Consider the following 13,144-nt stretch of genomic DNA (forward strand, 5'->3'; position numbering starts at 1 on the left):
ATTTTAGCTACCTTTAGCCAAAACATAAAAAGTACTTATTTGTTTTTATTCTTGAGCATATCACGCAAATTCGCCACACCCATTTTAGTGGTTTTGTCTTTGTGCTCTTGGCTTTTTTTAGTTTCTGTTAGCTCCCAACTTAAATCGTCTTGCGGTAATTCGTGTAAAAATCGACTCGCTTCGGTGCGAGAAACTTCACCATATTGTCGGCGCTCTTTGGCATAAGTAAAAATCAATTCACGTTGCGCACGGGTAATTCCCACATAAGCCAATCGACGCTCTTCTTCAACATTACCTTCGTCCATACTTGTTTGGTGTGGCAATAAACCTTCTTCCATGCCAATCAAGAAGACATAAGGAAATTCTAGCCCCTTAGAAGCGTGTAGTGTCATTAATTGTACTTGGTCAGCATCGTCTTCATCTTCGCCACGTTCCATCATATCGCGCAAGGTTAAGCGGGTTACAATGGCTGGCAATAACATAGGCTCTTCTTCTTCATCCCCTTCAAGCATATTAGTTACCCAACTAAAAAGTTGCGTAACATTTTTCATGCGCATTTCTGCCGCTTTTGGGCTAGGCGAAGTGTCGTACAGCCAATCTTCATAATTTATTTCACGGATCATCGCTCTAAGCACGGCAGGTGTATCACCTCGCTCCGCGTGATCGCCAGTTTCAACTAACCAACGAGTAAACCTTTGCACATGCACTAAACCACGACCGGTTAAATGCTGTTCAAGCCCCAACTCAAAACTAGCGGCGAACATACTTATTTGCCGCATATTGGCGTAATTACCCAGTTTTTCTAGTGTCGTGGGTCCAATCTCTCTACGTGGTACATTAACTATTCTTAGAAATGCATTGTCATCATCCGGGTTCACCAAAACACGTAAAAATGCCATCATGTCTTTAATTTCGCTGCGAGAGAAGAATGAAGTCCCGCCGCTGATCTTATAAGGAATACGGTTAAGCATTAATGCTTTTTCTAATAAGCGTGATTGATGATTACCACGATACAAGATCGCATAATTTTTAAATTTACTTTTGTTTAAGAACTTATGACCAATTAACTCACCGACCACTCGCTCAATTTCATGCTCTTCATTTTTCGCTTGAATAACGCGCAGTTCAACGCCATAAGCCAACTCACTAAACAACGCTTTGTCATAAACATGAGGGTTGTTCGCGATTAAAGTATTGGCACACTTAAGAATACGACCACTTGAGCGGTAATTTTGTTCTAACTTAATCAACTTAAGTTGCGGAAAATCTTCTCCGAGTAAAACAAGGTTTTGAGGTTTCGCACCACGCCATGAATATATAGATTGATCGTCATCGCCAACAACCGTTAACAAGGCCCGTTCACCCGCAATTAATTTTACTAACTCATATTGGCTGGCATTGGTATCTTGATATTCATCAACCAGTAAGTATTGAATTTTTTTCTGCCAGCGTGCTTTAACGTCAGGAAAGTTTTTTAACAACAAGGTAGGGATTAAGATTAAGTCATCAAAATCAAGCGCGTTATAGGCTTTCATATGTTTTTGATAGAGCTGGTAGAATTCAGCAAACATCGTGGTGTCTGCATCACCAGCCATTTTTATCGCGGTGTCGGGTAACATTAAGTCATTTTTCCAATTGGAAATCATGCTCTGTAATTTACTCAGTAAATCTTTATCACCATCAAGCTCATCATGTGTTAATTCTTTTAATAAAGACAACGTGTCTTGGTCGTCAAATAAGGTAAAACCGGGTTTATAACCTAAGGTTTTAATTTCTTTACGAATAATATCAAGACCCAGCGAGTGAAAAGTCGAAACGGTGAGACCTCGCGTTAAACTTTTGTCCATCATCTTAATCACACGTTCTTTCATTTCTCGTGCGGCTTTATTGGTAAAGGTTACTGCCGCAATATTACGGGCTTTGTAATCACATTTTTCAATAAGATAAGCAATTTTCTTACAGATAACCCCTGTTTTACCACTACCCGCGCCGGCTAAGACTAAGCAGGGGCCAGTAACATATTTTACCGCTTCATTTTGTCCGGGGTTAAGTTTCATAGTGTTCAGTTTTTCAGATAATTAGATTTTCAGGGCGATGATTTTACCTTGTTTGCTCTATATCGTATATACCCGCGCACAGGTCAAACTCTACATTGTTAAATATCTTGTAGTTAATAAATTAGCCATTGGCAAAACCATTAAATACATTACAATGAGCTCATTGATGAACTAAGGATAATGATTATGTTTAACGCTAAAAAGATTGAAGAAATCGCCAAACAAGTTTCTGATGCAATTCCACCTAAATTCAAAGATATAGCTGCAGATATTGAAGAAAAAACCAAAGTGGTGTTACAACGAAAATTAACACAGCTTGACGTAGTTTCTCGTGAAGAGTTTGATGTTCAAACACAAGTATTATTAAAAACACGTCAGAAACTGGCTGAGTTAGAAAATAAGCTCGCTGAAATCGAAACTAAGTTAGCTGAATAAAGTCACAAATAGCGATAAGTTATTATCGGTACAACTAACTTATCGCTTCTAAGAGTATGACTAAGTGACTATTTTATATATACGCCGCTCTAAAATAAAGCCCATAATTCCCATGAAAAACAAGAATACACCCGCTATTCGTAGCCATGCATTTATTGGCTGAGCAATCATTTTTTCACTATCAGCACGATAAAGCCGAAGACCTTTTGGTAATGTTACTACATAGTTTTTCCCTAAGAATTTCTCAGACAATATGAATTTTTCGTCCTTACGTTGTGTCATCTCCATCTTCTTTTTATAGTAAAGCTGGTTTTTTACATCTTCTCGCGGGATCATCTTCTCCCAATCATCAAATATATCTTTTGGCTCTCCAGCTAAAACAACGCCTTGAGAATAGTACCCAAACTGTACCTCTGGAAACAATATTTTACTTTGCCCGACATAGAATAAAGTAAGCGCAAGGACAATCAGTGCACTGCATATATAAAGATAACGCCTTTGATTTAACATTTGTGATTGCTGTTGCTGCTTTAACCAATACTCTATATCAGGTATCTGCTTAAGCTGAGTCTCAGCGTAGCGTCTGTCGAATGCAGCTATAAAATCAGCTAAAGATAACTCATAAGCGGCTAATAACCTTCTAAAAATATCATTTGATGGCATTGACTTATCATTTTCTAACTTTGATAAATAAGATTGCTCTATTCCCGTTAAATCAGCTAAATCAGGCTGACTTAATGCTTTTTCATTTCTAAGTTTTTTTAACTGTTCACCAAGCGTCATTTGCTTTTCCTTTTTAGATTAAGTATTAAAATGCCGTCGACAGCAGACTTATTCTTGGTTATTCCTGCAATAATATAAAGGTGAATATTTAAGAATATTGTTGAATATAGAAATGTTGTTAGGGTTATTTGACATAAATGTTTATTGTCATTGCTTACCCATAAAAAAGCAGCCGGTGGCTGCTTTTTTATTTTAAGGATAAACTTAATTTAATTGATATCTTTTAGTTTCTCAATATATTGTAGCTTCTCAATATTTAGCATAACGCGGCAATAGAATTCTTCGGGACAAAAAGGTTTTCGTAGAAAATCATCGGCACCATTTTTAATGAATCGTGCTGATTGAAAACTCTTTTCTGAGCTCGCTACCGCTATAATGATTAACTCATTAATCGGGTGTTTGGCTCTAATTTTATGCACTAATTCTAAGCCACTCACCCCGGTTAAATCTTGCTCAAGGATCACAATTTTTATATCTGGTTGCTCCTCAAGCTTTTTAATTGCTTTGGTACCATCTTCAACATCATAAACTGTAAAGTTTCTTCGTTTAAGTAACTGACAAACATGATTTCTTGAGGCTAAAGAATCATCAACGACTAAAACACCAATTTTTGGGTTATGAAGTTGACCATGAAGGATTCGAAGTAAGTAATGATAAGCCTGAGCATTCGTTTTTGTAATGTAATCAATAATGGGTTGGTTAAGTAATTTCTTATGCGTAGTGTCATCAATTCGGCCCGTCATGATAATACTGGGAATATTGTGCTGAACAATATAGGGCACAACTTCACCATTAGGCGCATCAGGTAAACCATAATCAAGCGTCGCTAAGAAAAAACTATGCTCTTGGGCGAGCAACACTTTAACATGAGCAAAGGTGTGAGCGATGGTCACGGAATATCCTAAGGAAACAGCAATTTTTTCAATAACTAGCGCAATTGATTTACTGTCCTCAACAACGAGCAATCTTTTTTGGGTCATATAAAACTCACTCGCATTAGTAAAACTTAATTATAAATTACTATACCTGAGAGTTTCACTAAGTAAACTTATATTACCCGGTGGCTCTTCTTTGCTTAACTGCTTCTGCTAAACAAAGAGAATTTTCGTCATTAAAGTAAACAATAAAACAAGTTAATCTATATTCTTTATGCAACAAGCAGCCAATGGCTGCTTGTTAACTTTTAAAGGTAAAATCGCTTAAATCTACCGCAGGTTACAACTTCATTGGCTGCATTTGTTTATAGGTTAGGCTACGCCATAACCATTCCATGGGACCAAAGCGGTAGCGGTTTAACCACCATTTAGATAATATTATTTGAGTCACTATAATGGCTATAACAATAAGCATTTGCGGTGCTCTTGATATCTCACCGTATTGCCCTCCCGCATAACCATAAAAGATACTCGTTAAAATAACTGAGTGCATTAAATAATTGGTTAATGCCATTTGCCCCATGGGTGAAAATGCGACAAAAAACTGCTGCCACTTTTGTTTGTTTAACGCACAAACAACAAGACCTAAATATCCTGCCGAGAGTAAATATTGGCCGATATAAAAAAGTGTTTGCCCAACACCTTGCAGCACGACTGAAATAGCTGCGGCAGGGTGTTGAATAATTAAGATGCTAGCAACATTTAATGGAATACCAACGCATAAACCGACTTTAGCCAAGAGACTAAAAAATTTATGATGCTCTTGGTGTTTGGTTATTTTTTCTGTCACCACCAGCCAAAAACCTAAGATAAATATTGGTATTAAAACGAACAACGACATAATAGGCGTGAACATCAACATAAATCCCAGAAAGCCAAGCCGGTATTCTGTAGCTTGCCAATAACTATTTTGCATAAAGGCACTATCTTCTTCAGCAATATCCGCCTGTAATGCTTTACGTTGCTCAATAGTTTCAGCAATAGTGATTTCTCTAAGTTCTTCATCGGTAAGTATAGCTTCTTCAGCACTAGATTCTTCACTATCAATAGCATCGTTCTTTTCTAATATAACATCAGTATTTGTCAGTAATTGCTGTTCAACTGCTGTATATATATCAAGGTCGTTTTGCCATATTTCTTGATACTTAGACTCGTTAAAAACCATGCCCAATATAGAACCCAAAAAACTCACCAGAAAAAGAGGGATCATTAGCCACATTAAGGCTAATTTTAAATAAGCTTTTGGGTCTTCTGTTTTTTTATAGGTAACCCAAGCTAATAGGATTAAACCCGCGATAGCGTACTGGTGTAAAATATCACCGCCCCATAAAAAAATCATATGGGCTATACCGATGAGCAGCAATACCAACATGCGACGAACAAACCAAGCACCAAAGGGGCGACCTGCATCTTTGGCACGTAACAACATAACAGCAAAGCCCATTCCAAAGATAAGAGCAAATAATTTATAAAATTTACCTTCAACAAAACAACGAATTAACCAACCAATTGCATGGTCAATACCAGTTAATGTTGTATCGTGTCCACCTAAAGAAATAATTGCACGGTTAAACCATTCAATATTCATCAATAAAATACCAACGAGAGCTAGGCCGCGTAAAATATCTAAGGCATCAACACGTTTATGTTTATCCAAGGGTTTTAACTTAGAGGGAGGTATTACCGATTCATCTTCTTGGCTTACTTGCATCATGAATTGTCCATATAGTTTTTATGGATATAGAATAAACTAATTTTTCTGCAATTGAAAAGTATAAAATATAAGAAGCCACTTCAATTAAAGTGGCTTTAGTATATGATCAGTAAAGGTTATTTAAATAATCGCTCGATTTAATTTAAAAATGCTTGATAGGCTTTATTTTCGGTTTCTTCTTGCCACTCATAACCTAAATCTTTTAGATGATTAAAAAAGGCAAGCTGGTCATCATTCTTCACTTCAAAGCCAGCTAATACTTGCCCGAAAGCCGCACCATGATTACGGTAATGAAATAAAGTAATATTCCAATGCTCACCTAAGGTATCTAAGAACTTTTCCAATGCACCTGGATATTCAGGAAACTGAAAACGAAAAATACGCTCTGGCGTTGGTGAAGAGTTTTGGCCACCAATCATATAGCGGACATGAAGTTTAGCTAATTCGTTATCAGTAAGATCTGTTGCTCGATAATCTCTTTTAGTTAACTGTGACAGTAAGTGATTTCGATCATCTTCACCACTGGTTCTAACACCTACAAAAATATTAGCACTTTTATGGCTGCCATCGGCTTTTGTTGCATAACGGTAATTAAACTCAGTGATCACTCGTCCATCTAAGGCATGACAGAAGGTTCTAAAACTACCTTTCTTTTCTGGAATTTTTACTGCGAGCACCGCTTCTTTTTGCTCACCTAATTCACATCGCTCTGAAATATATCGTAACGTGTGAAAATTCATATTAGCGCCAGACAGAATAGCAACTAATGCTTCATCTCCAGCGCTGGTTTTACAATACTTCTGTAAGCCCGCCAATGACAATGCGCCAGCAGGTTCTGAAATCACGCGCGTCTGTTCAAAGATGTCTTTGATAGAAGTACAAATTTCATCGGTTGTTACCGTGATCACGTCATCGCAATAATGTTTAATGACATTGAAGGTGTTTTCACCAATCCTCTTTACGGCAACCCCGTCAGCAAACAGCCCCACTTGTTCTAAGTCGACCGGTTTACCGGCTTCCATCGCGGCTTTCAAGCAAGCAGAGTCTTCTGCTTCAACACCGATGACTTTTATATTGGGTCGTAGTTGCTTTAAGTAAACCGACATACCTGCTAGTAAACCGCCACCACCGACTGGAACAAAAACAACGTCAATTTTTGGGTGCTGCTGTAAAAGTTCTTTGGCAACCGTGCCTTGTCCAGCGATAATATCGATATCATCAAAAGGAGGAACTATTGTTTTATTTTCATCTCGGGCAAAATCTAATGAAGCAACTTGCGCTTCATTGAAACTTTTACCGACTAAACGCACTTCGGCGCCAAAACGACGTACATTATCAACTTTTATATCAGGTGTTGTTATTGGCATAACAATCGTGGCTTTAATACCGAGCTTATTTGCTGCAAGTGCCAAGCCCTGAGCATGATTACCGGCAGAAGCGGCAATCACCCCATGAATACACTGCTCTTCAGTTAAATTAACAAGCTTATTATAAGCACCACGGATCTTAAAAGAATGAACCGGTTGCTGGTCTTCACGTTTAAGGAAAATTTGATTGCCTAAACGTGATGACAACTTAGTTAATGATGTTAATTCACTTTCTATAGCAACATCATAAACGGGTGCCAATAGAATTCTTCGTAAATAGTCGAGCCCTTGTTCTTGAGTTTCTTTCGCAAGCACTAAAGCTTGCTGTTCAGCTTCAGTCATTATATTTAATCCAAAAGGTCATCAAGAAATTCACCTTACGCCCCAACTAAACCGTCAAGTAAATCACGGTTACGTACTGCACCTTTGTCAGCACTTGTTGCTAACATCGCGTAATTTTTCAAGGCATAGCTAATTGGGCGTACACGGTTAAGTGGTTTCCAAGCATCCTTGCCTTTTGCTTCCATGTTAGTGCGACGTTCAGCTAAAACTGCTTCGCTGACGTTTAATGTAATATCGCGATTAGGAATATCGATATGAATAATGTCACCTTGTTCAACTAAGGCAATCATACCGCCACTGCCAGCTTCAGGAGAAACATGGCCAATAGATAAACCAGAAGTGCCACCAGAGAAACGGCCATCGGTTAATAAGGCACATTCTTTACCTAACCCCATAGATTTTAAGTAAGTGGTTGGGTAAAGCATTTCTTGCATACCAGGACCCCCTTTAGGGCCTTCGTAACGAATAACAACCACTTCGCCAGCAACAACCTTGCCCGCTAAAATACCTGAAACCGCATCATCTTGGCTTTCAAAAACATGAGCTGGACCGGTAAAGACTAAATTATCATCTGATACACCCGCCGTTTTAACAACACAACCATCAGGGGCAATATTACCGGCTAATACCGCTAAGCCACCCTCTAATGAATACGCGTGTTCAAGTGAACGTATACAGCCGTTTTCACGATCGTCATCAACAGTATCCCAACGACAATCTTGACTAAAAGCTTTAGTGGTACGAATGCCTGCGGGGCCTGCACGGAAAAAGTCGATCACGCTTTGGTCTTTAGTTAACGTTATATCATATTTTTCTAGCATTTCATCAAGTGTTAAACCCAGTACGTTTTTGATGTCCATGGTTAATAAATTAGCACGAGCTAATTCACCTAAAATTGCAATGACACCACCGGCGCGATGTACATCTTCCATATGGTATTTAGGTGTAGAAGGAGCAACTTTACATAACTGCGGGACAATTCTTGATAAGCGATCCATATCTTTCATAGTGAAATCAATATCAGCTTCTTGCGCAGCGGCGATTAAATGCAATACGGTATTTGTTGAACCACCCATAGCAATATCTAAACAAGTGGCATTTTCGAACGCCGCTTTGTTAGCAATATTACGAGGCAACGCCGACTCGTCATTTTCTTGATAGTAGCGCTTAGTTAATTTAACAATTTCTTTACCCGCGTTTAAGAACAGTTGTTCACGGTCAGCATGGGTTGCAAGCATTGAACCGTTACCCGGTTGTGCTAAACCTAACGCTTCTGCTAAACAGTTCATTGAATTTGCGGTAAACATACCCGAACAAGAGCCACAAGTAGGACAAGCCGAACGTTCAACTTGGTCACTTTGCGCATCAGAGACTTTTGGGTCAGCACCTTGGATCATCGCATCAACAAGGTCAAGTTTGATAATTTGGTTAGAAAGCTTAGTTTTACCGGCTTCCATTGGACCACCGGAAACAAAAATCACTGGAATATTTAAGCGCATAGCCGCCATTAACATGCCCGGCGTGATTTTGTCACAGTTTGAAATACAGACCATAGCATCGGCACAATGCGCATTAACCATATATTCAACCGAGTCGGCAATTAAATCACGCGAAGGTAAGCTGTAAAGCATACCGCTGTGACCCATGGCAATGCCGTCATCAACCGCAATGGTATTAAATTCTTTAGCGACACCACCCGCTTTTTCAATAGCGCCAGCAACAAGCTGCCCCATATCTTTTAAATGTACATGACCGGGTACAAACTGAGTAAAGGAGTTAACAACCGCAATAATTGGTTTGCCAAAATCATTATCCGTCATTCCTGTTGCGCGCCATAAAGCACGAGCCCCAGCCATATTACGGCCTTGAGTAGAAGTTGCAGATCTTAATTTAGGCATGATATTTACATTCCAATTGATAATGTGAATTAATATTGTGAAAAATTTTATTTTGAAAGCTACTGTTCCAAGAAGCTCTTAAAATAAAACCTTATCGGTTTTATTTATAGTTTACGGTTATAGCAACTCTTCAACATTTGCCACTTTAGCAAAGAAGGCGTAACGGGCTTAACGCGATAAGCGAGTATTGCCGATGCCGATAAAGTGATAATGACAACGAGTTGCTTTTATTACCGCTATTTAACGGGATCTAACCAATTATCTGGAACAGTAGTCGTTCCGTTGAAAATACCAAAAAATGCTTCTTGAATAGCTTTAGTGATCGGTCCACGGGTACCATTACCGACGAGCATTCCGTCCACTGATTTTACCGGTACAACTTCCGTTGCTGTGCCACACATAAAGAACTCATCAACTAAGTACAATGACTCACGAGAAATTGGCTCTTCACGTACTTCATAACCCAATTGTTCTGCAAGGAAAAACACAGTATCGCGGGTTAAACCTTGTAAAATCGAAGCCGTTCCAGGAGGGGTATAAAGAATACCTTTGCGGATCAAAAATAAGTTTTGACCGGCTCCTTCACTAACCATATTATTGATATCAAGTGCGACACCTTCAGCATAACCATGACGAGCAGCTTCAGCTGAAATCAGTTGTGATGAAAGGTAATTACCACCGGCTTTTGCTGCTGTTGGCATAGTGTTAGGTGCTAATCGATTCCAACTTGACACTCCAACTTCTACACCATTCTCAATAGCATCAGCGCCTAGGTAAGCTTCCCAACTAAATGCAGCAATCATTACATCAGCTTTTGCATCAATAGGTGGACGTAACCCCATACCGATATCACCCAAAAAAGCCAACGGACGTAAGTAAGCGGAAGCTAAACCATTTTCAGCAACGGCATCTTTACAGGCTTGAACAATTTCTTCTTGGGTAAAAGGGATATTCATTCGATAGATTTTTGCTGAATCAAATAAACGTTTAATATGTTCTTCTAAACGAAAAATACACGTACCTTTATGAGTATCATAAGCACGGATACCTTCAAATACCGAGGAACCATAATGCAAAGCGTGACTCATTACATGCACGGTAGCATTTTTCCAAGGCATGAGTTCACCATTAAACCAAATTAGTTCTGCATTTACTTTAGCCATTTTTCTTCCTAATTTATAATATTTTTAACGAGTTAGCTGTAGTTTAGTTACCCAACCAACTCTGAATTTTTATGGGTGCTTGTTGCGCAATTATTATAACTGGTTATGAGCGACATTACTTCGTGGTATTTTTGTCTACCTTGACGTCTTTGATATCAATCAGTTTATTAATTTGATCAACTAAAAGTGAAATAGGTCGCTCACTTCGCACCATTAATTCTATAGTGCCGATATTTGTACCGGTATTAACTCGCGCCTTAATGCCTTCGATTAGGAAGCCTCGGTAGCGGGTGACTTGTAAAATACGCTCTAACACCACTTGCTTATCATCAGCCTTTATACGTAATTGATAGTGGTTCATCTTAAGTACTCTCCATCATTTTATCATTGGCTGTATTGGGTGGAACTAGTGGCCAAACATTATCTGCGGCATCTATTTTAACTTGTAAAAGATAAGGCCCGTTATGCGCTAACATCTCTTCAATCGCCTCAGAAACCTCTGCCTTAGAGCTTATCTGTTTAGCTTTAATGTCAAATGCATTTGCAAGCATGACAAAATCAGGGTTATCAGAAAGATCAGTTTCACTTAAACGTCCATCAAAAAATAAATCTTGCCATTGGCGGACCATACCTAATTTGGCATTATCAATGAGGACAATTTTTACCGGTAACTGAAAACGCTTTATTGTTGAGAGTTCTTGCACATTCATCATGATAGAGCCATCGCCTGAAACAGTAATAATACAATCTGTTGGTCGGCTAACTTGTGCACCGATCGCAGCCGGTAAGCCAAAGCCCATGGTGCCCATTCCAGCACTGGTTAAAAAGTTACTAGGGTGATCAAATGACATATGCTGTGCCGCCCACATTTGATGTTGACCAACATCAGTGGTAACACAGCTGTTTAGCGGCATTTTATCGCTCAACTCTTTAAGTACCGCTGGTGCAAAAATAGTGCTGCCAGGATGATTATAATCCCAAGAAAAATCAGCTTTCATTTGCTGACATTTTTGTTGCCAACTTTTGATTTCTAAAGGAATCGATAAGGCAGGTAGATTAGTTTTTAAATCACCTAAGATCGCTGAATCAGCGGCTCGGCGTTTATTAATCTCGGCTGTATCTATATCAAAATGAATAACTTTCGCATGGGGCGCAAACTCAGTTAATTTCCCAGTAACTCGGTCATCAAAACGTGCACCAACAACCACCAATAAATCACTTTCTTGTACCGCTAAGTTTGCCGCTTTAGTGCCGTGCATGCCTAACATGCCAAGATAGTTTTCATTATTAGGCGAAATAGCACCTAAACCTTTTAATGTTGAAACACTCGGTATATGGGTAATATCAATAAAATCGCGTAATTCATCGACCGCGTTTGCCATACCTACACCGCCACCCACATACAAAACAGGCTGTTTTGCATGACAAAGCATAGCGATTGCAGAACCAACATTAGCCGGTGGTAAATTAACTTTATTTTTCAAGGTTGAAACTACACTGCCTTGGCTAACCACATGCGCAATTTGAATGTCTTTTGGGATATCGACAAGAACAGGACCTTGTCTCCCTTCCAATGCTATAGCAAAGGCTTGATGTAAAACTTTTTCAAGATCATTAATATCTGTTACCTGAAAAGAATGCTTAGTACAGGCGAGTGATAAACCAAAAATATCGATTTCCTGAAAAGCATCAGAGCCCATCACCGAAGTAGCAACTTGTCCAGTTATGGCAACAATAGGAATTGAATCGGCAAGGGCGTCAGCAAGGCCAGTAATTAAATTAGTTGCCCCCGGTCCAGAAGTCGCAAAACAAACCCCTACTTTACCGGATGCTCTTGCATAACCTACTGCTGAAAATGCCGCACCTTGCTCATGACGACACAAGAAGTGTTGGATGTCACTGTCGGTAAGTGCATCATAAATTGGCATTATAGCGCCACCAGGATAACCAAAAACATGCTCAACACCGTGTTGCTGAAGTACGTCAAAAAGTAATGAACCGCCTGTTTGTTTCTTTTCACTTGTCATCTTTTTTTTAACCCACCCAACTGAATACATTTTGCATAACCGTTAGTTTGAGCTTTCTCCTTTGCGCTGAGTTGGTATGATTTATTGATATAAAATATTGATATTAAAACTGACCATCATTATTTTCATCTTTATCTATAAAAAAACCCCCGTTCCTTTCGGAGCGAGGGTTTGTTTTTTGCTTTAGTTTTTCTTAGCTCAACAAACAACCTCGCGATGATTTAATAATCACCACGACGAGAATGTTAATAATCACTGAACTAAATTTTTGCATGTTTATTCAATTACCTTGATTCTTTATAAAAACAAAATGAAAAACTTTTAAATTTGTTGGCTATTGCGCTGCCTATTTAAATTAGTACCATAGCTCTAATATTAAGTGCAAGTTTTTTTACTAGCGTTTTTTAATTGAAATAAATAATT

The 13,144-nt window shown here is 38.8% G+C and carries 10 protein-coding genes; 1 reads left to right on the top strand and 9 read right to left on the bottom strand.

What is annotated here, in order from left to right:
• Window positions 1-35: 35 nt before the first annotated feature.
• Window positions 36-2,057: a DNA helicase Rep gene (rep, locus tag H4J56_RS01150; protein ID WP_182243301.1), complete on the bottom strand. Its 2,022-nt coding sequence runs from the start codon at window positions 2,055-2,057 to the stop codon at window positions 36-38.
• Between the two features lie 186 nt (window positions 2,058-2,243).
• Here rep and H4J56_RS01155 point away from each other — a divergent pair, with 186 nt between their 5' ends.
• Entirely contained in the window at window positions 2,244-2,492 is a 249-nt protein-coding gene (locus H4J56_RS01155; RefSeq protein ID WP_070375387.1) for a ubiquinone biosynthesis accessory factor UbiK, read from the top strand.
• Window positions 2,493-2,552: 60 nt separating this feature from the next.
• On the opposite strand, the gene H4J56_RS01160 is transcribed toward H4J56_RS01155, so the two are convergent.
• The 8 genes from H4J56_RS01160 to ilvG all read right to left on the bottom strand — a co-directional run bounded on the left by H4J56_RS01160 (window position 2,553) and on the right by ilvG (window position 12,721).
• Complete coding sequence (locus H4J56_RS01160; protein WP_182258745.1) at window positions 2,553-3,275, bottom strand: helix-turn-helix domain-containing protein; 723 nt, start codon at window positions 3,273-3,275, stop codon at window positions 2,553-2,555.
• A gap of 209 nt (window positions 3,276-3,484) precedes the next feature.
• A complete protein-coding gene (locus tag H4J56_RS01165) occupies window positions 3,485-4,255 on the bottom strand; it encodes a response regulator (RefSeq protein ID WP_182244637.1) in 771 nt (256 codons plus the stop codon).
• A 235-nt stretch (window positions 4,256-4,490) separates the two neighbouring features.
• Window positions 4,491-5,924: a DUF418 domain-containing protein gene (locus tag H4J56_RS19580; RefSeq protein ID WP_259364914.1), complete on the bottom strand. Its 1,434-nt coding sequence runs from the start codon at window positions 5,922-5,924 to the stop codon at window positions 4,491-4,493.
• Window positions 5,925-6,061: 137 nt separating this feature from the next.
• Window positions 6,062-7,633 carry a threonine ammonia-lyase, biosynthetic gene (gene ilvA, locus H4J56_RS01175; RefSeq protein ID WP_070375384.1) on the bottom strand — a complete coding sequence of 524 codons (1,572 nt, stop codon included), beginning with the start codon at window positions 7,631-7,633 and terminating at the stop codon, window positions 6,062-6,064.
• Window positions 7,634-7,668: 35 nt separating this feature from the next.
• Window positions 7,669-9,531 carry a dihydroxy-acid dehydratase gene (ilvD, locus tag H4J56_RS01180; protein WP_182258746.1) on the bottom strand — a complete coding sequence of 621 codons (1,863 nt, stop codon included), beginning with the start codon at window positions 9,529-9,531 and terminating at the stop codon, window positions 7,669-7,671.
• A gap of 236 nt (window positions 9,532-9,767) precedes the next feature.
• On the bottom strand, window positions 9,768-10,694 hold the full coding sequence (locus tag H4J56_RS01185; RefSeq protein WP_070375382.1) for a branched-chain amino acid transaminase: 927 nt from the start codon (window positions 10,692-10,694) through the stop codon (window positions 9,768-9,770).
• A 115-nt stretch (window positions 10,695-10,809) separates the two neighbouring features.
• Window positions 10,810-11,055 (bottom strand): acetolactate synthase 2 small subunit, encoded by a 246-nt coding sequence (gene ilvM / locus H4J56_RS01190; RefSeq protein WP_070375381.1) that lies wholly within the window; start codon window positions 11,053-11,055, stop codon window positions 10,810-10,812.
• A 1-nt stretch (window position 11,056) separates the two neighbouring features.
• Complete coding sequence (ilvG, locus tag H4J56_RS01195; RefSeq protein WP_070377107.1) at window positions 11,057-12,721, bottom strand: acetolactate synthase 2 catalytic subunit; 1,665 nt, start codon at window positions 12,719-12,721, stop codon at window positions 11,057-11,059.
• Window positions 12,722-13,144 lie beyond the last annotated feature (423 nt).

This window comes from Colwellia sp. BRX8-4, assembly GCF_014077345.1.
Classification (GTDB): Bacteria; Pseudomonadota; Gammaproteobacteria; order Enterobacterales; family Alteromonadaceae; genus Colwellia_A.